Annotated in this window: 17 protein-coding genes; 6 read left to right on the top strand and 11 right to left on the bottom strand. The window is 64.4% G+C overall.

Annotated features, from left to right (window positions below; genetic code table 11):
- Positions 1-2 precede the first annotated feature (2 nt).
- From mraY to GSQ90_RS26365, 7 genes are read right to left on the bottom strand one after another with little or no spacing between them, the layout of a single operon-like run.
- Positions 3-1,085, bottom strand: a complete 1,083-nt coding sequence (mraY, locus tag GSQ90_RS26395; RefSeq protein WP_158817933.1) for a phospho-N-acetylmuramoyl-pentapeptide-transferase — start codon at positions 1,083-1,085, stop codon at positions 3-5.
- A 10-nt stretch (positions 1,086-1,095) separates the two neighbouring features.
- The gene (locus tag GSQ90_RS26390; RefSeq protein ID WP_158817932.1) at positions 1,096-2,514 is read right to left on the bottom strand and encodes a UDP-N-acetylmuramoylalanyl-D-glutamyl-2,6-diaminopimelate--D-alanyl-D-alanine ligase; all 1,419 of its coding nucleotides are present in this window, start codon (positions 2,512-2,514) and stop codon (positions 1,096-1,098) included.
- Positions 2,511-3,959 carry a UDP-N-acetylmuramoyl-L-alanyl-D-glutamate--2,6-diaminopimelate ligase gene (locus GSQ90_RS26385; RefSeq protein WP_371418449.1) on the bottom strand — a complete coding sequence of 483 codons (1,449 nt, stop codon included), beginning with the start codon at positions 3,957-3,959 and terminating at the stop codon, positions 2,511-2,513. Before GSQ90_RS26385 ends, GSQ90_RS26390 begins: the two co-directional genes overlap by 4 nt.
- Complete coding sequence (locus GSQ90_RS26380; RefSeq protein ID WP_246731789.1) at positions 3,956-5,794, bottom strand: penicillin-binding protein 2; 1,839 nt, start codon at positions 5,792-5,794, stop codon at positions 3,956-3,958. Before GSQ90_RS26380 ends, GSQ90_RS26385 begins: the two co-directional genes overlap by 4 nt.
- A gap of 3 nt (positions 5,795-5,797) precedes the next feature.
- Positions 5,798-6,178: a hypothetical protein gene (locus tag GSQ90_RS26375; protein ID WP_158817931.1), complete on the bottom strand. Its 381-nt coding sequence runs from the start codon at positions 6,176-6,178 to the stop codon at positions 5,798-5,800.
- On the bottom strand, positions 6,178-7,215 hold the full coding sequence (gene rsmH, locus GSQ90_RS26370; protein ID WP_158817930.1) for a 16S rRNA (cytosine(1402)-N(4))-methyltransferase RsmH: 1,038 nt from the start codon (positions 7,213-7,215) through the stop codon (positions 6,178-6,180). The genes GSQ90_RS26375 and rsmH overlap by 1 nt, the downstream gene beginning before the upstream one ends.
- Positions 7,212-7,691: a division/cell wall cluster transcriptional repressor MraZ gene (locus GSQ90_RS26365; RefSeq protein ID WP_158817929.1), complete on the bottom strand. Its 480-nt coding sequence runs from the start codon at positions 7,689-7,691 to the stop codon at positions 7,212-7,214. The genes rsmH and GSQ90_RS26365 overlap by 4 nt, the downstream gene beginning before the upstream one ends.
- A 338-nt stretch (positions 7,692-8,029) precedes the next feature.
- On the opposite strand from GSQ90_RS26365, the gene GSQ90_RS26360 reads away from it, so the two are divergent.
- Genes GSQ90_RS26360 through GSQ90_RS26350 form a run of 3 tightly spaced genes read left to right on the top strand, consistent with a single transcriptional unit; the run spans position 8,030 to position 9,027 of the window.
- Positions 8,030-8,287: a type II toxin-antitoxin system HicA family toxin gene (locus GSQ90_RS26360; protein ID WP_371418448.1), complete on the top strand. Its 258-nt coding sequence runs from the start codon at positions 8,030-8,032 to the stop codon at positions 8,285-8,287.
- Positions 8,284-8,706 (top strand): type II toxin-antitoxin system HicB family antitoxin, encoded by a 423-nt coding sequence (locus tag GSQ90_RS26355; RefSeq protein WP_246731788.1) that lies wholly within the window; start codon positions 8,284-8,286, stop codon positions 8,704-8,706. Before GSQ90_RS26360 ends, GSQ90_RS26355 begins: the two co-directional genes overlap by 4 nt.
- Positions 8,707-8,727: 21 nt before the next feature.
- Positions 8,728-9,027: a hypothetical protein gene (locus GSQ90_RS26350; protein WP_158817928.1), complete on the top strand. Its 300-nt coding sequence runs from the start codon at positions 8,728-8,730 to the stop codon at positions 9,025-9,027.
- Between the two features lie 169 nt (positions 9,028-9,196).
- On the opposite strand, the gene GSQ90_RS26345 is transcribed toward GSQ90_RS26350, so the two are convergent.
- Complete coding sequence (locus GSQ90_RS26345) at positions 9,197-10,231, bottom strand: aldo/keto reductase (protein ID WP_158817927.1); 1,035 nt, start codon at positions 10,229-10,231, stop codon at positions 9,197-9,199.
- Positions 10,232-10,418: 187 nt separating this feature from the next.
- Between GSQ90_RS26345 and GSQ90_RS26340 the strand changes: the two genes are divergently transcribed.
- Positions 10,419-11,330 carry a LysR family transcriptional regulator gene (locus GSQ90_RS26340; RefSeq protein ID WP_158817926.1) on the top strand — a complete coding sequence of 304 codons (912 nt, stop codon included), beginning with the start codon at positions 10,419-10,421 and terminating at the stop codon, positions 11,328-11,330.
- A 47-nt stretch (positions 11,331-11,377) separates the two neighbouring features.
- On the opposite strand, the gene pgk is transcribed toward GSQ90_RS26340, so the two are convergent.
- The 3 genes from pgk to tkt form a co-directional block, all read right to left on the bottom strand.
- Positions 11,378-12,574, bottom strand: a complete 1,197-nt coding sequence (gene pgk, locus GSQ90_RS26335) for a phosphoglycerate kinase (protein ID WP_158817925.1) — start codon at positions 12,572-12,574, stop codon at positions 11,378-11,380.
- Positions 12,575-12,809: 235 nt separating this feature from the next.
- Positions 12,810-13,820 carry a type I glyceraldehyde-3-phosphate dehydrogenase gene (gene gap, locus GSQ90_RS26330; protein WP_158817924.1) on the bottom strand — a complete coding sequence of 337 codons (1,011 nt, stop codon included), beginning with the start codon at positions 13,818-13,820 and terminating at the stop codon, positions 12,810-12,812.
- A gap of 306 nt (positions 13,821-14,126) precedes the next feature.
- A complete protein-coding gene (gene tkt / locus GSQ90_RS26325; RefSeq protein WP_158817923.1) occupies positions 14,127-16,115 on the bottom strand; it encodes a transketolase in 1,989 nt (662 codons plus the stop codon).
- Positions 16,116-16,354: 239 nt separating this feature from the next.
- Here tkt and GSQ90_RS26320 point away from each other — a divergent pair, with 239 nt between their 5' ends.
- Together GSQ90_RS26320 and GSQ90_RS26315 are read left to right on the top strand one after the other, a co-directional pair.
- Positions 16,355-16,645 carry a DUF4164 domain-containing protein gene (locus GSQ90_RS26320; protein ID WP_158817922.1) on the top strand — a complete coding sequence of 97 codons (291 nt, stop codon included), beginning with the start codon at positions 16,355-16,357 and terminating at the stop codon, positions 16,643-16,645.
- A gap of 22 nt (positions 16,646-16,667) precedes the next feature.
- Complete coding sequence (locus GSQ90_RS26315) at positions 16,668-17,036, top strand: cell division protein ZapA (protein ID WP_158817921.1); 369 nt, start codon at positions 16,668-16,670, stop codon at positions 17,034-17,036.
- Positions 17,037-17,228: the final 192 nt, after the last annotated feature.

Below are 17,228 nucleotides of genomic sequence, written 5' to 3'. Positions count from 1 at the left end.
GCTCACCTCAACTTCAGCGTCGAGAGGCCGATCATCGCGAGCACGAAAGCGACGATCCAGAAGCGCATGACGATCTGCGCCTCCGACCAGCCGAGCTGTTCGAAATGATGGTGGATCGGCGCCATGCGGAAGACGCGTTTGCCGGTGAGCTTGAATGAGGCGACCTGCACGACCACCGACAGCGCCTCCATCACGAACAGGCCGCCGATGACGGCGAGCACGATCTCATGTTTGATGGTGACCGCGACCGCGCCAAGCAGGCCGCCGAGCGCCAGCGAGCCGGTGTCGCCCATGAAAATCTGCGCCGGCGGCGCATTGAACCAGAGGAAGCCGACGCCCGCGCCGATCAGCGCGCCGCAGACGACGACAAGATCGCCCGCCTGCGGCACGTGATTGATGCCAAGATAGCGCGCGAAGAAAAGATTGCCGACGAGATAGGCGATCAGCCCGAGAGTGGCGGCCGCAATCATCACCGGCACGATCGCCAGCCCATCCAAGCCATCCGTCAAATTCACCGCATTGCCAAAGGCGACGACGACGAAGGGCCCGAACAGCAGAAAGCCCCAGCCAAGATCGACGACATAACCATTGACGAAAGGCACGGCGAGCGACGTTGCGCCCGGAGCGCCGACCTGAACGATCGCAAAGCATCCGGCAAAAGCGATGGCGAATTCCAGGACGAGACGCATGCGCCCGGAAAAGCCGTCATGCGATTGCTTGGTGACCTTCAGATAATCGTCGTAAAAACCGATCGCGCCGAAGCCGACGGTGACGAACAGGACGATCCATACATAGGGGCTGTCGAGATTGCACCAGAGCAGCGCCGACACCAGCAGCCCACACAGGATCATCAGGCCGCCCATCGTCGGCGTGCCTTTTTTGGTCAAGAGATGCGATTGGGGTCCGTCGGTGCGGATCGGCTGGCCCTTGCCCTGTTTCAGGCGCAACGCGGAAATGATTGTCGGGCCGAAGAAAAACACCAGGAACAGCCCTGTGCCCGCCGCGCCGATGGTGCGGAACGTGAGATAGCGGAACAGGTTCAGCGGGCTGAGCAGATGCGAGAAATTGGCGAGCCAGGTCAGCATTGAAGTTCCTCTACTCGCCTGCGGGGGCTAACGAAAAATGCGATCGAAGCGCCGCGACGACCGGCCCCATCGCGCTGCCGAGCGATCCTTTGACCATGACGACATCGCCGCCGCGCGCCGCGTCGAAAACGGATGGCGCGATGTCGGCCGAACGCTCGGCCCAGAAGCCGCGCATCGCCGGCGGCGCGGCGTCGAAAAGGCGGCGCATGAGCGGACCGACGCAGAAGAGAAGATCGACGTTATGGCGCGCAAGATCGCCGGCGAGATCGGCATGCGCCTGGGCGCCGCCGGCGCCGAGCTCGAGCATGTCGCCGAGCACGGCGATGCGCCGCCCGCCGGCGCCAGGGTTGGTCGCGCTCAGCAGGGCGAGCGCGGCGCGCATCGAGACGGGATTGGCGTTATAGCTTTCGTCGATCAGCGTGAAGGCGCCGCCGGGGCCATGCAAAGTGAAGCGCGCGCCGCGTCCCTTCTGGGCCGAGAATTCGGCCAGCGCGGCGGCGGCCTGCGCCACGTCGGCGCCGAGCGCCTCAACGGCGAGCAGCACGCCGACTGCATTCTGCGCCATATGCAACCCAGGCGCGCCAAGACGAAAAGCAATCTCACGGCCGTGAAGGACAGCGCGCACCGCGGCGCCTTCGCCTTCAGGCTCGAAATGCAGGAGCCGGCCGTCCGCCCGCGCATCGGCGCCGAAGCTCACGACTTTGCGCGTCAGGGACGCGCGCCGCTCCAGCAGCGCGAATTGCGGCGCGTCGCGATTGAGAACGATGGTTCCACCCAGCTCGACGCCGGTGAAGATTTCGGCTTTCGCTTCGGCGATCGCCTCGATCGAACCGAGATATTCGATATGCACCGGCGCGATCGTCGTCACCAGCGCGACATGGGGCCGCACCATCGCGACCAGAGGCGTGATCTCGCCAGCATGGTTCATGCCGATCTCGAACACGCCGAAGGCGGAAGAGGCCGGCATCCGCGCCAGCGTCAGCGGCACGCCCCAATGATTGTTATAAGAGGCCGCCGAGGCATGGGTCGGGCCGGCCTTGGCCAGCGCGACGCGCAGCATTTCCTTGGCGCTGGTTTTGCCGACCGAGCCGGTGACAGCGACGATTCGCGCGTGTGTCCGCGCGCGCGCGGCGGCCCCGAGCCGCTCCATCGCGCGCAGCGTATCGTCGACAGCGAAGACCGGCCCATGCGCGGCGAGTTCGCGCGCGCGCGTCTGCGCGACGACGCAGGCGCTCGCCCCCGCCGCAAAAGCGCGCGCGACATAATCATGGCCGTCGCTCGTCTCGCCTTGAATCGCAAAGAAGAGATCGCCCGGCGCGAGGGTGCGCGTATCGATCGACACGCCCGCGACAGCCGCGCTCAAAGGCGCGCTGGGCGGCGCGCCCAAAGCCTGGGCGAGTTCCGTCTCGCTCCACAATGGGTCGGTCATGCCGCGTCCTTCAGCGCCGCGCGGGCGGCTTCATGGTCGGAAAACGCCAGCGTGGAATTGCCGACAATCTGGCCCGTTTCATGACCCTTTCCGGCAATCAGCAGCGCATCGCCCTCCGACAGCATGGCGATGGCGGCGCGAATCGCTTGTCCCCGGTCGCCGATCTCGATGGCGCCAGGCGCGGCGGCCAATATGGCGGCGCGAATGGCGGCGGGATTCTCCGAGCGCGGATTGTCGTCGGTGACGATGACGATATCGGCGCCGCGCGCGGCGATCTCGCCCATAAGGGGGCGTTTTCCCGCGTCGCGGTCGCCCCCGCAGCCAAACACGACCACCAGACGGCCCTGCACGAAGGGGCGCAGCGTCGCCAGCGCCTTGTCGAGCGCGTCAGGCTTATGCGCGTAATCGACGAAAACCGGCGCGCCATGGCGTTCGCCGACCCGCTCCAACCGCCCGGGGGCGCCCTCCAGCCCCTCCAAAGCCGCAAAAATGGCGCCGGGTTCGCTCCCCGTCGCAAGGCAAAGGCCCGCCGCGACAAGCGCGTTGGAGACCTGAAAATCGCCGGGCAACGGCAAGAGCACGCGCCATCGCCGGCCCGCATGTTCGAGACTCAGCCGCGTCGCAAAGCCTTCGCGCGAGGCCGACAGGAGACGGATCGCCTCGCCCTTCGCGCCGATGGTGAAAACCTTCAACCCGCGCCGCGTCGCCGCGGCGGCCACATCCGCGGCGGCATCGCTATCGCCATCGATGACCGCCGGTGCGCCGGGCTCGAGAAGCTCGGCGAACAAGCGCAGCTTGGCGGCGAGATAAGCGGCGGACGTCGCGTGATAATCGAGATGATCGCGCGACAGATTGGTGAAGGCGCCGGCGGCGAGGCGCACGCCGTCAAGCCGCTTCTGGTCGAGGCCATGCGAGGACGCTTCCAGCGCCAGATGCGTCACGCCCGCGCGGGCAAGTTCGTCAAGCGACTTATGCAAGGCGACAGGGTCGGGCGTCGTCAACGAGCCATAGACATTTACGTTGCGCGAGACGATGCCGATCGTGCCGAGCGAGGCCGCCTCAAAGCCGAGCTTCGCCCAGATCTGCCGCGCGAAGGCGGCGACCGAAGTCTTGCCGCTGGTGCCTGTCACCGCGACAATGATCTCAGGCTGGCGCGGATAAAACCGCGCGGCGGCGTGAGCGAGCGCCGCCCGCGCGTCGGCGACGCCGACATAGCCGACATGGGGCGGCAGCGACGGCGGCGCGCGTTCGGCGACGATCACGCCGGCGCCGTTCTCGACCGCTTGCGCGACAAAGGCGAGCCCGTCCTCTTTGGCGCCGGCAAGCGCAAAAAAAACATCGCCGCTTTTCACTTTGCGACTATCGGCGCACAGACCCTCGACCATGCGCGTCGCCAACGCGCCTGCGGGTTCGGGAACGTCGATGAGATCGCGGAGCCGCTTCACTCCTTCGCCACCTTGTCTGCGTCAAATCCATAGCCGAGCTTTGCGAGGAGCGGGAAGGGCTGCGTCGGGAACTCCTGCTCGGGCGGCACGCCAAGCAGCGGCTCAACGCGCTCAATCAGCCGTCCTGTGACGCGGCCCGCATTATACGCGGCATAATGATAACCGCCGTCCTCAGGCAGACCCTGCGGGTCGTCATAAAGCGCCATATAGAGATATTTGGGCTTATCCGCGGGCACGATAGCCATGAAGGTCGTGAAGACCTTGTCGTTGGAATAATGGCCGTGAAAGTTTTTCTGCGCGGTGCCGGTTTTGCCGCCCGCATAATAGCCTGGAATATTGGCGTGGTCAGCCGAACCATGGGTCGCATTGGCGCGCAAGAGATAACGCATCGACTCGGAAGTCTGCTCGCTGACGATGCGACGACTTTGAGCCAAGGCGTCGGCGGGGCTGCGGATTAAAAACGTCGGCGTCATGAGATTGCCGCCATTGAGCAACCCCGCCACGGCCATCATCGCCTGAAGAGGCGCCACATTGAGGCCTTGGCCGAAGGCGATCGTCATCGTGTTCAACTCGCCCCAGGGTTTGGGAATCAGCGGCGCGGCGCTCTCAGGCAATTCGGTGCGCATCCTATCGAGCTGGCCTGCCTTTCTGAGAAAGTCTTGATGCCCTTGCACGCCGACCATCATCGCAAGACGCGCCGAGCCGATGTTCGAGGAATGCGTGAAGACCTCAGGCACCGACAGCATGCGATGCGTCGCATGAAGGTCATGGATCGTGAAACGCCCATAGCGAAGATTTTCGCGCGCATCGACGTGACTGCCAAGCGTGACTTTGCCTGAGTCAAGAACCATCGCGAGCGTGAGCGCCTTGAAGGTCGAACCCATTTCATAGACGCCGACGGTCAGGCGGTTGATCAGCGTCGGGTCTTTCATGTCGTTGGAATTATTCGGATCGAAGTCCGGCAAAGACTCGGCCGCAATGACCTCGCCTGTCGTGACGTCCATGATGGCGCCGGCCGCCGCCTTGGCGTGAAAGCGCGTGAGGCCGGCGGCGAGTTCGTCGCGCAGGGCGTGCGTCGCTCTCAGATCGAGCGAAAGGCGCACCGGCTTCAGACTGGCCGGATCGATGCTGAAGCCGGCGACATGGGGATCGGTGAGGCTCTGGTTGTCGAGATATTTCTCCATGCCGGCGATGCCGATATTGTCCTTGTCGACAAAGCCGATGACATGCGCGCCCACCGGCCCATTGGGATAGACGCGCTTGTTCTCCGGGAAAAAGCCGACGCCCGGCAGACCCAGATGGAATATTTCCTTCTGCTCCTTGGCCGTGACCTGACGTTTGACCCAGACGAAGCCCTTCTTCGAACCCAGGCGTTCGCGAAGCTCCTTGGCGTCGATGTCGGGCAAAACGGCGGTGATGAGTTCGACCGCCTCGTCCTTGTCGATGATGCGGCGCGGTTCGGCGAACACCGACATGGTCTTGATGTCGGTGGCCAGAATCTCGCCATTGCGGTCGAGCAAGTCGGGACGGGCGCCGGAAGCGGCCTGATCGGCCGCGACTTTTAGGGTCAGCGGGGGATCGTGGGACAGGCCAAGCAGAACGAGTCTGGCGCCGATGCCGACATAGGCGACGAACAGGCCTAGCATCAGAAGGCGAATGCGGCCGCCGCTCTTGTCGAGCCGGGTGCGCACCAGATCGCGCGCGAGCCTCGCCACTCTGCTCCATGACAAATCCACGGCCTTCAAACGCAAAACGATCTTCGCTGCGGACGACATCATTTTCGTCAGAAGGGAATTCATCTTCATCTGGAGAAAAGTCATGGGCGTTCGGGTCATGACTTACCTCGTGGAAGGCGTGGCGCCGGTGACGCCGGCGTTTGGCGTGGCGGTCGGGCCCGAAAAGCCGAGCGATTCCAGCTTGCGGCCGATGGAATCGATCTTGGCGGCGGGTTCGGGCAAATCGCCAGCCTTGACGATCTGATGGAGCGAGAGCGGCTGCATATCAAGCTGTTTGTCGGCGAGCGCCTGAAGACGGTCGGGACGCGTCAGAAAAGCATATTCGGCGCGCAAAATATTGATCGCGTCACGCTCCCTCGCGATCAGATGACGCGTTTTGAGGATCTGCTCCGACGCATAGATCGTCTGATATTTCAAGGAATAGACATAGACCGCCGAGGCGACGAGCGCGCCGATCGCGATGACATGCAGAAGACGCCACATCAGCCTCTCCTTCGCCGCGAAGGCGGCAGGCGGGTCAATTTGAGAAGTTCAACGTCAGGCCCCCGCGCGGGCGCGCCAGTACGCTCGCCAAAGCGTAGCTTGGCCGAGCGCGAGCGCGGATTTTCGAACCGTTCCGGTTCGCCCGCGACGATCGGCTGGCCGGCGGTGACGACGAAAGTCGGCGCTTCGGGCGCCGGCTCGCCGGGCAGCAGGCGCGAGGCCGCGCGGCCCCGCCCCGAGCGCCGCGCGAAGAACTGCTTGACGATGCGGTCTTCAAGCGAATGAAACGTCACCACGACAAGGCGGCCCTGCGCCGCCAGCATCGCCTCGGCGGCGAAGAGACCTCGGGCGAGTTCGCCCAGTTCGTCATTGACCGCGATGCGCAAGGCCTGAAAACTGCGTGTGGCGGGATGCGTGAGTTCCCCGGGCTTTGCCGGCGCGACGCGCGCGATCATCTCGGCCAGTTGCAGGGTCGAGACATACGGCGCTGTGGGCCTGTCGGCGACGATGGCGCGCGCGATGCGGCGCGAGGCGCGCTCTTCGCCGTAATGGAACAGAATATTGGCGATCGTCTCTTCGTCATCCTCAAGCAATATGTCGGCGGCGGTGCGGCCCTTTTTTTCCATCCGCATGTCGAGCGGCGCGTCATGGCGCAGCGAAAAGCCGCGGGCGGCTTCGTCGATCTGCATGGAGGAGACGCCGATGTCGAGGACGATTCCGTCAAGCCCCTGGACGCCTAGGGAAAGCGCGGCCGCATCGAGTTCGCCAAAGCGCCCTTCGACAAGACGCAGCCGCCCGCCCGAAGCGGCGGCGAGACTTTGGCCGCCGGCGATGGCTTCCGGGTCGCGATCGAGCGCGATCACCTCGGCGCCGCGCGCGAGAATGGCGCTGGTGTAGCCGCCGGCGCCGAATGTGCCGTCAAGATAGACTCCGCCCTCTTTTACGCAGAGGGCGGAGACGATCTCTTCAAGAAGGACGGGAATGTGGTGGGCCGGTCCGCCAGCAGCGGGTTGCCCCTCGCCGCGGCCCACCATCATTCGCGCACTCCTTGTGGCGCAGCGCGCGCCGCTCTGGCGCCAAGTTCCGCCCGCAATTGCCGCACTCGAGTTTTGGCCTCCTCGAGGCGCCCAGCGAAACGGCCCGGCTCCCAGATCTGAAACTTGTGGCCCTGCCCGACGAAAACCGCTTCGCCGGTCAGACCCATGAACGCCCGGCTCGCCTCGCTGAGGATTACGCGCCCTTCCGAATCGGGCCGCAAAATCTCGCTCGTGCCCAACAGGGCGGTTGCAAAGACATCGCGCGGCTCCGAATAGGCCGGCATGGTCTCCAGCAGGGCGTCGATCTCCCGCAAAAGCGCATTGCCGCCGCAATCGAGCGCCGGCGCGTCCAGCGAGGGATGGACGTAAAGCCCCTCGAACCCATCTTTCGCCAACACGCTGCGAAAAGACGCGGGGATCGAAATGCGACCCTTCGCATCGAAACGGTTGGTGTAATGCGAAACAAAGCGGTCCAACGGGCTCCCCGACCCCGTTTTGGCCGAGAACAGCAACGGTCAGCGCCGCGCTTGCACGCAGTTTCGACCGCCCGAACGCGGATACTCCTAACGGGATGAAATGGGATAACATGGGACTATATGGGCGTCAACGCTTGTCCGGCCGTCAGGGACATTCCTGAGACCGCTGCCGCTATTAGGGGTTGTTAAGGTTAAGGGAGGGTTAGGAGGGCGGCGGGGAGAGGACAAGAGGGACAATAGAAGTCGCAATTTTCAGCTACCCTGCACGCTCATCATGCGTGGGCTGTTCCCAACTGCGATGAAGCTGACTACGGGGCCAAAGCCTCTCAGCGTTCAGATTGGACAAGCCGGTCAAGCGCCGCCACAGATGTGTTGACATCAACACATCTGTGGAGTATCATCTGAAGATGAATGCTCCGGAACTTAAAAAGTGGCTTGCCTCCCAAGGGTGCACTTTCGAGACAAAGAGGAGCGGTTCCGGACATATCATTGTTCGTCGCGGCGCTCTTAAGACCGAAATGCCGATGCACGGCGGACGCAAGGAATTGGGAACAGGTTTGGTCAACGCGATCAAGAAGCAATTGGGACTGAAATGATGCTGAGCTATCATGTCGATGTCGCGCCGGACGATAACGATACGTTTCTGGTGACCTGCCCGGCCATTCCGATGGTCGCGACTTTTGGCGAGACGAGAGAGGCCGCGCTTCACAATGCTGTCGATGCGATTGAAACCGCGTTGGACAGCATGATTTCCGACAACGAAGACATTCCGCCGCCGGACCAATCCGGCCAGCTCGTGAAAATGTCGCTCCTCACGACGCTGAAGGTCAGCCTCTATCAGGCCTTGCGATCTGCGGGCGTCAACCGCGCAGAACTGGCGCGGCGCTTGTCATGGAATCGAGAGTCGGTCGATCGCCTTTTTCGGTTGGATCACGCTTCGCGGCTCAATCAGATCGAAGCCGCTTTCAAAGCGCTGGGCAAAGAGGTTACCATCGACGTGAAAATCGCCGCATAGGCTGGAGCTTCGCACTCGCCCATGAACCTCGCCGCCTTCCGCCAATCCCTCGCCGCCCCCGCCCCACCTGCGGGACTCACCCCGGCGCTCGCCGCGCTTTGGCATGACGCGCATGGCGATTTCGATCGCGCGCATGATCTGGCGCAGAGCGACGAGGGCGGCGCCGGCGATTGGGTTCATGCCTATCTCCATCGCAAAGAGGGCGACGCCGGCAATGCCGCCTATTGGTATCGCCGCGCCGGAAAACCCATCTGCCGCGAAACGCTCGACGCGGAATGGGAGGCGATCGCGCGGGCGTTGCTGGAGCGGGGTGCTTCTTGATCGAATCGCTCCCTCTCCGTCATCGCGAGGGAGCGCAGCGACGAAGCGACCCAGACGAAGCGGCCGCGATGACCCCCAAGTCTGGATTGCTTCGTCGCTTTGCTCCCTCGCAATGACGAGGAGGGATTCGGTCGAGGTTCATTATGCCCGGGCTGAGGCGCCCCACCCGTCAGACCGCCGGCGGATTGAGTTCGGCGAAACCCGCCTGCCGATGGTAGGGCGAATAGGGATAGGCCGGCGTCGCGGCGCTTGCCGCGTCCAGCCGGGCGACCTGATCTGATGTCAGCTCCCAGCCGACGGCTCCGAGATTCTGGCGGAGCTGCTCCTCGTTGCGCGCGCCGATGATGACGCTCGATACCGTCGGGCGACGCAGCAGCCAGTTCAAGGCGATCTGCGGAACGCTCCTGCCCGTCTCTTCGGCAATGGCGTCGAGCGCATCGACGACGCGAAACAGCAATTCGTCATCGACCGGCGGGCCGAAGCCGGCGGTTTCGTGCAGGCGGCTTGTTTTCGGCAGCGGCTGTCCGCGCCGGATCTTGCCGGTGAGCCGGCCCCAGCCGAGCGGGCTCCAGACAAGCGCGCCAACGCCCTGGTCGAGGCCCAGCGGCATCAGCTCCCATTCATAGTCGCGGCCGATCAGCGAATAATAGGTCTGGTTGGCGACGTAGCGGGGATAGCCGTAGCGATCGGCGACGGCGAGCGACTTCATCAATTGCCAACCGGAGAAGTTCGAAACGCCGACGTAACGGATCTTGCCGGCGCGAACGAGCATGTCGAGCGTCGACAACGTTTCCTCCACCGGCGTGAAAGCGTCGAAGGCGTGGAGCTGGAAGAGATCGATGTAATCCGTGCCGAGCCGTTTCAACGCCGCCTCGACCGCTTGCACGAGATGGAAACGCGAGGCGCCGACATCGTTCGCGCCCTCGCCGACGCGCAGGGTCGCCTTGGTCGAGAGAAGCACTTTGTCGCGCCGGCCTTTGACCGCCTCCCCCAGCACTTCCTCCGAGGCGCCGTTGGAATAGACGTCGGCGGTGTCGAACATCGTGACACCCGCCTCGAGACAGATGTCGACAAGACGGCGCGCGTCGACGGCGTCCGTGTCGCCCCATGCGCCGAACAGCGGGCCGGAGCCGCCGAATGTGCCGGCGCCAAAGCTGAGGACGGGGACCTTGAAGCCAGTCGCGCCCAAACGTCGATATTCCATGATTGAACTCCTGTTGTTGCGAGGGGACGGGCCACGCGCTGCAAACCTCGGCCATTCGCGGCGACGGCCCCCCGGCGATCCTGCCCGAGGCTCCACAGGGCGACGGCGAGACAAAGCCCTAGATGGACGCGACGCCGCTCGTGAACTAGATTGCCGTCTGGAATATCATTTATGAACTGAAATCATCATGGCGCGCATCGAGGTCAATCGCTCCCGCGAGATGGAAGTGTTCGTGCGGATCGTCGAGCAATCGGGCTTTTCGGCCGCCGCCCGGTCGCTGCGGATGACGCCCTCGGCGGTGAGCAAGCTCGTCGCCAGGCTCGAGGCGCGGCTTGGCGCGCGATTGGTCAATCGCTCGACGCGCAAGCTGCAACTCACCGCCGAAGGCGGCGCCTTCTATGACCGCGCGCGGCGCCTGCTGGAGGATATCGACGAGGCCGAACGCGAAGTCGCCGCCGGCGCCGCGCCGCGCGGCCGTGTGCGCGTGAACTCGAACGTGCCTTTCGGCTTGCGCTATCTGTTGCCGCTAGCGCCTGAATTCCTGACGCGGCATCCGGAAATCACGCTCGACATCGTGCTGACGGATCAGGTGATCGATCTGTTGGAGGCGCGGGCCGATGTCGCGATCCGCGTCGGTCCGTTGCGGGCGTCAAGGCTGATCGCGCGCAAACTGGGCGCGAGCCGGATGGCGCTGGTCGCCGCGCCCGAATATCTCGAAAGATTCGGAACGCCCGGCAGCCCCGCCGATCTCGCGGCGCATAATTGCATCGGCTTTAATTTCGCGCGAAGTTTCGAAGGCTGGCCGTTCGTCGTGGATGGCGCCGCGACCATTCTGACGCCCCACGGCAACGCCCAGGCCGGCGATGGCGAAACGGCCCGCCGCCTCGCGCTCGCCGGAATCGGCATCGCCCGGCTCGCGCATTTCCATATCGGCCCCGACATCGCGGCCGGGCGGCTGAAGACCGTGCTTGAGACGTTCAACCCCGGCGACGCTGAAGAAATACACGCGGTCTACCTCGGCCAGGGCGGCCATCTTCCCGCGCGCGTGCGGGCCTTCATCGACCACCTCGGGAGCGCGGTGAACTTAGCGGAAAGTTGAGCAGCCGCGGCGACTCTTCATCACAGCAAGGGCGGACCCGCCCGCCGCTAGCGGCGAAGCGCCTCGACGCCCGGCAGCGCCTTGCCTTCCATCCATTCGAGGAAGGCGCCGCCCGCCGTCGACACATAGGTGAAATCATGCGCGACGCCGGCGCCATTGAGCGCGGCGACCGTGTCGCCGCCGCCGGCGACCGAAACGAGCTTGCCCGCTTTGGTGCGTTCCGCGACATGGCGCGCAAGCTGGTAGGTGCCATGCTCGAAGCCGGCGAGTTCGAAGGCGCCCAAAGGTCCGTTCCAGACGACGGTCGCCGCCTCGTTGATCGAGGCCTTGATGCGGTCGACGGAAAGCTGGCCGATGTCGAGCATCATCCCCCCGTCGGGTATCGCATCGACGCCATAATCATGCGAAGGCGCATTGGCCGCGAAATGAAAAGCGACCATCGCATCGACAGGCAGGAGAATCGCGCAACGCGTCTCCTGCGCCTTGGCCATGATCGCGCGCGCGGTCTCGGCGAGATCTTTCTCGCAGAGCGATTTGCCGACCGGCAGGCCTTGCGCATTGAGAAACGTATTGGCCATGCCGCCGCCGATGACGAGGGCGTCGACCTTGGCGACGAGATTGCCGAGCAGATCGAGCTTGCTGGAAATCTTGGCGCCGCCGACGATGGCGACGAGCGGACGTTTGGGCGATTCAAGCGCCTTGCCGAGCGCCTCGAGTTCGGCCTGCATCGCGCGGCCCGCGAAGGCCGGCAGTTTATGCGCGATTCCTTCGGTCGAGGCATGCGCGCGATGGGCGGCCGAAAAAGCGTCGTTGACATAGAGATCGCCGAGCCTGGCGAGTTCGTCGACAAAGGCCGGATCGTTCTTTTCCTCGCCCTTGTGGAAGCGGGTGTTCTCGAGCAGCAGGACGTCGCCGTCCTTCATCGCGGCGATCGCCTTGGCCGCGACTTCGCCGATGCAATCGGCCGCGAAGGCGACAGGCTGCTGGAGATGTTCGGCGACCGCCGCGGCGACCGGGCGCAGCGAATTAGCTTCATCGGGGCCGCCTTTGGGCCGCCCGAAATGGGCGAGCAGGATAACCTTGCCGCCCTTTTTGCTGATCTCGCGGATGGTGTGCAGGACGCGCTCGATGCGCGTCGCATCGGTCACCTTGCCATGCTCCATCGGCACGTTGAGATCGACGCGCAGAAGGACGCGTTTGCCGGAGACGGAGGCGTCGTCGAGGGTGCGGAAGGATTTTGTCATGGATGTCTCTAACTTCAGTGAGAGGCAATCAGCGACGAAGATGATCGATCGTATCGGTTGAACCCCCTTCCCCCCTCGCGGGGGAAGGTGGCCTTCGCGTAAGCGAAGGTCGGATGAGGGGGCGTCGCAGAATTAGACACCGCGGATAAGCTGTCGCGCTCCCCGTCGAACCGCCCCCTCATCCGTCATGCTTCGCATGCCACCTTCCCCCGCAAGGGGGGAAGGGATTCATGCCTTAGATCAGCTTGCCCATCGCCACGGCGGTGTCGCCCATGCGGTTCGAAAAGCCCCATTCATTGTCGTACCATGAGAGCACGCGCACGAATGTTCCTTCCATCACCTTGGTCTGGTCGAGATGGAAGATCGAGGAGCGGCTGTCGTGATTGAAGTCGGAGGAGACGTTGGGCTTGTCGGTGAAGCCCAGAATGCCTTTCAATGGGCCGCTCTCGGCGGCCGCCTTGATCGCATTGTTGATCTCTTCGATGCTGGTCGCGCGAGTGGCGACGAATTTGAAGTCCACCACCGAGACATTGGGAGTCGGCACGCGGATCGACGAACCATCGAGCTTGCCCTTCAACTCGGGCAGCACCAGGCCGACGGCCTTGGCGGCGCCGGTGGTGGTCGGGATCATCGACAGCGCCGCGGCGCGGGCGCGGTAAAGATCCTTATGCATCGTGTCCAGCGTCGGCTGGTCGCCGGTATAGGAATGGATCGTCGTCATGAAGCCGTGACCGATGCCGATCGCGTCATGGAGCACTTTGACGACCGGAACGAGGCAATTGGTCGTGCAGGAGGCGTTGGAGACGACAAGATGTTCCTTCGTCAGCTTGTGATGGTTGACGCCATAAACCACGGTGAGATCGGCGCCGTCGGACGGCGCCGAAACGATGACGCGCTTGGCGCCGGCGGTCAGCAGCGCGGCCGCCTTGTCGCGCGCGGTGAAGATGCCCGTGCATTCCAGCGCAATGTCGACGCCAAGATCCTTATACGGCAAAGCCGCGGGATCCTTGATCGCGGTGACCCTGATCTTGCCGCGGCCGACATTGATGTAGTCGCCCTCGACCGAGACCTCATGGGGAAAGCGGCCGTGCACGCTGTCGAAGCGCAGCAGATGGGCGTTAGTCTCGACGGGGCCAAGATCGTTGACCGTCACGACTTCGATGTCGGTTCGCCCGGATTCGACAATCGCGCGCAAGATATTGCGCCCGATGCGCCCAAAGCCGTTAATCGCCACCTTCACCGTCATCGCTCAATCTCCCTGCAAGACTTAAGTTTTCTTACTCATGCCGCCCGACCGGCGCAATTCATTTCGCCTGGAACCGCCCCACTCGTCATGGCCGGGCTTGTCTCGCGGCTGTCCGGTTGAGGTTTTTCCGAGACATGGACGCCGCGAACTCCCTCCCCCCTTGTGGGGGAGGGCCGGGGTGGGGGGTCGCGCTAACCTAACAAATATTGGCCTTTGCGAGGATTCGGAGAGGTCAGCGCGACCCCCCTCCCTAACCCTCCCCCACAAGGGGGGAGGGGATTTTGCCGCGCTCCAAACCTTGCGGCATCACCCCAACCGCGCCAGCGCCGCATCGGCCACCGCTTGCGGGGTGATGCCGAAATGCTGGTAGAGCGCCTTATAGGGCCCGCTCGCGCCATAGCCGGTCATGCCGATGAAGGGGCCGTCGCCGATCAGGGCGTCCCAGCCCTGGCGAACCGCCGCTTCGACGCCGACGCGCACTTTCGCCGAGCCGATGACGGATTTGCGGTAGGATTCCTTCTGGTCAAGGAACAAATCCATGCACGGCACTGAGACCACGCGCGCGGCGACGCCCTTGTCGGCCAGAATCTTCTGCGCCGCCACGGCGAGCGACACTTCCGAACCCGAGGCGAACAGCGAGACCGCCGCCGGGCCGTTCGAAGGCGAAATCTCATAGGCGCCGAGCGCGCTGAGATTTTCCGCGACATGAGTGCGCCGCAACGCGGGCAGGTTCTGGCGCGTCAGCGCAAGGATCGACGGCGAGGTCCGGGCTTCAAGCGCCGCCTGCCAGCATTCGACCGTCTCGACGGAATCGCACGGGCGGAACAACAGGAGATTGGGCATCGCGCGCAGCGAAGCCAGATGTTCGACGGGCTGGTGGGTCGGACCGTCTTCACCAAGCCCGATCGAATCATGGGTGAACGCATGCGTGACGCGCACGCCCATCAGCGCGGCGAGCCTCAGCGAGGGGCGGCAATAGTCGGTGAAAACCAGGAAGCTCGCGCCCGACGCAATGAAGCCGCCATGCAGCGACAGGCCATTGCACGCCGCCGCCATGCCATGTTCGCGAATGCCCCAATGGATATAGCGGCCCGACATATCGTCCGGCGTGATGTCGCGCGTCGCCTCGACCTTGGTGTTGTTGGACGGGGTCAGGTCGGCCGAACCGGTGATCAGTTCAGGAACGGCGGGCGCGATGATTTTCAGCGCCGCCTCGCCCGCCTTGCGGGTCGCGATCTCGGGCGCCTCGGCGGCGAGCTTTTGCTTATAGGCGTCGATCGTCTGCGCAAAACTCGCGGGCAGATCGCCGCGAATGCGCCGCTCGAATTCGGCGCGCTGCTCGGGCGAGCGCGTCTTGAACAGACGGCGCCAGCGATTATGCGGATTGCGGCCCTTGGCCCCGGCCGCGCGCCATGCGGTGAGGATTTCCTCCGGCACGACGAAGGGTTCGTAGGGCCAATGCAGCGCGAGGCGCGCGCCGGCGATCTCGGCCGCGCCAAGCGCCTCGCCATGCGCCTTGCTGGTGCCGGCGCGCGTCGGCGCGCCAAAGCCGATCGTCGTCTTGCAGGAGATCAGCGTCGGCCTGTCGGCCTTTTTGGCGGCGCGCAGGGCGCGCAGAACCGCGGCCTGATCGTGCCCGTCGATCAGCACGGCTTTCCAGCCGGCGGATTTGAAGCGGGCGACCTGATCGACCGAATCGGAAATCGAAGTCTTGCCGTCGATGGAGATGCCATTGTTGTCGTAGAGCACGATCAGCTTGGCCAATTTCAAATGGCCGGCGATGGCGATCGCCTCCTGGCTGATGCCTTCCATCAGGTCGCCGTCGGAAGCCAGGACATAGGTGTGGTGGTCGACGATGTCGCCAAATTCGGCCGCCAGCATCCGCTCCGCCAAAGCCATGCCGACCGCCGTCGCCAGGCCCTGCCCCAGCGGGCCGGTCGTCGTCTCGACGCCGACCGTATGGCGATATTCGGGATGGCCTGGCGTCTTCGAGCCAAGCTGGCGGAACTGCTTGAGGTCGTCGATTTGCAAGCCGTCGGCGCCGCCCGTTCCGGTCAGATAAAGCAGGGAATAGAGCAGCATCGAGCCATGGCCGGCCGACAGCACAAAGCGATCGCGATCGGGCCAATGCGGGTCGGCGGCGTCGAATTTCAGGACGTCGCGAAACAGCACCGTCGCCATATCGGCCGCGCCCATCGGCAGGCCGGGATGGCCGCTATTGGCCTTCTCGACGGCGTCCATCGACAATGCGCGAATAGCGTTGGCCATTGCATCATGGGTCACAACCGACGCCATATCGCTCTCCCGTGCGCGCCGGCGGACCGCCGCATGTCCATCCCGAGGCCGGCTTGATAGGCGCCGGGGTCAAACGTGTCAATTGTGGAGGCGCGCAGGCAGCTCCAATCGCAAAGCGATTCCCGCTGGGGCAGAAAGCGCGCCGCCAAACCCAATTCCCCTGTGTTCAACCCCGCGCCCCGCGTTGACGCGCGCTTCATCCAAAGCGTAAACATTGATACGCAACCCACGGATGCCGCATGGTCGCCGACCCCCTGGAGCCGTCCCTCAAGCGACTGCGCGCCGCCATCGACCTGCTCGAGGCGGCGATCGAGCGACGCTTGCGGCAGGACAGCGCGCTTGGCGATACGCAGGAGGAGCTCGCGCTGATGCAGGACGATCGCGCGCGGCTCGCCGTCGAGCTTGACGGCGCGCTGGACAGGAATCGCGCGCTGCTCACCGCCAACAACGAGGCCGCCAAGCGGCTCGGGCGCGCCGGCGCGGCCATTCGCACCGTTCTTGAACGCACGACCGGCGATGAGCCGGATTGACAGACAAGGAGACGCTCGACCCATGGCGCAGGTGACGGTGACGATCGGCGGGCGCGTATATCGTCTGGCCTGCAACGAGGGCGAAGAACCGCATCTCGAAACGCTCGCCCGCTCGATCGACGGCAAGATCGACGAAATCCGCGGCTCGTTTGGCGAGATCGGCGATCAGCGGCTCGTCGTCATGGCCGCGCTCACCATCGCCGACGAATTGTCGGAAGCGCGGCGAACCATCGCGGCGCTTGAGAGCAAGGCGCTGGAGAACGCCGACATCGACAGCGCCGCCCGGCGCGACGCCGATCATCAACTCGCGCAGGCGGCCGAAGCGCTCGGCGAGGCGAGCCATCGCATCGAAAGTCTGGCGGCCGCGCTCGCGCAATCGGCGAAGGGGTGAGGGGCCGTGGTTAAACGAATGAGATATTTGCGGGCCTGTAGACGCGGTCGCTGACCGCGTCCCGTTCCGCGGACGCCGTATGTCGGCGAGGAGCGCGGTCATCGACCGCGCCTACAGGGGGGTGAGGCAAGCCGCGCGCCGAATCCTGCTATGATACGCCATCTCGCCCCTCGAAGAAGGGGCGGACTTAAA

It is taken from the genome of Methylocapsa sp. S129, from assembly GCF_009765995.1.
Lineage (GTDB): Bacteria > Pseudomonadota > Alphaproteobacteria > Rhizobiales > Beijerinckiaceae > Roseiarcus.
The sequence above is the reverse complement of the archived record's forward strand: the minus strand, read 5'-3'. Positions and strand labels throughout refer to the sequence as shown.

Excerpts from the sequence above, each read along its gene's own strand:
- mraY (WP_158817933.1), bottom strand. The coding sequence starts at position 1,085 with ATGCTGACCTGGCTCGCCAATTTCTCGCATCTGCTCAGCCCGCTGAAC.
- GSQ90_RS26390 (WP_158817932.1), bottom strand. The coding sequence starts at position 2,514 with ATGACCGACCCATTGTGGAGCGAGACGGAACTCGCCCAGGCTTTGGGC.
- GSQ90_RS26380 (WP_246731789.1), bottom strand. The coding sequence starts at position 5,794 with ATGACCCGAACGCCCATGACTTTTCTCCAGATGAAGATGAATTCCCTT.
- GSQ90_RS26375 (WP_158817931.1), bottom strand. The coding sequence starts at position 6,178 with ATGTGGCGTCTTCTGCATGTCATCGCGATCGGCGCGCTCGTCGCCTCG.
- rsmH (WP_158817930.1), bottom strand. The coding sequence starts at position 7,215 with ATGATGGTGGGCCGCGGCGAGGGGCAACCCGCTGCTGGCGGACCGGCC.
- GSQ90_RS26355 (WP_246731788.1), top strand. The coding sequence starts at position 8,284 with ATGATGCTGAGCTATCATGTCGATGTCGCGCCGGACGATAACGATACG.
- GSQ90_RS26350 (WP_158817928.1), top strand. The coding sequence starts at position 8,728 with ATGAACCTCGCCGCCTTCCGCCAATCCCTCGCCGCCCCCGCCCCACCT.
- GSQ90_RS26345 (WP_158817927.1), bottom strand. The coding sequence starts at position 10,231 with ATGGAATATCGACGTTTGGGCGCGACTGGCTTCAAGGTCCCCGTCCTC.
- GSQ90_RS26340 (WP_158817926.1), top strand. The coding sequence starts at position 10,419 with ATGGCGCGCATCGAGGTCAATCGCTCCCGCGAGATGGAAGTGTTCGTG.
- pgk (WP_158817925.1), bottom strand. The coding sequence starts at position 12,574 with ATGACAAAATCCTTCCGCACCCTCGACGACGCCTCCGTCTCCGGCAAA.
- gap (WP_158817924.1), bottom strand. The coding sequence starts at position 13,820 with ATGACGGTGAAGGTGGCGATTAACGGCTTTGGGCGCATCGGGCGCAAT.
- tkt (WP_158817923.1), bottom strand. The coding sequence starts at position 16,115 with ATGGCGTCGGTTGTGACCCATGATGCAATGGCCAACGCTATTCGCGCA.
- GSQ90_RS26320 (WP_158817922.1), top strand. The coding sequence starts at position 16,355 with ATGGTCGCCGACCCCCTGGAGCCGTCCCTCAAGCGACTGCGCGCCGCC.
- GSQ90_RS26315 (WP_158817921.1), top strand. The coding sequence starts at position 16,668 with ATGGCGCAGGTGACGGTGACGATCGGCGGGCGCGTATATCGTCTGGCC.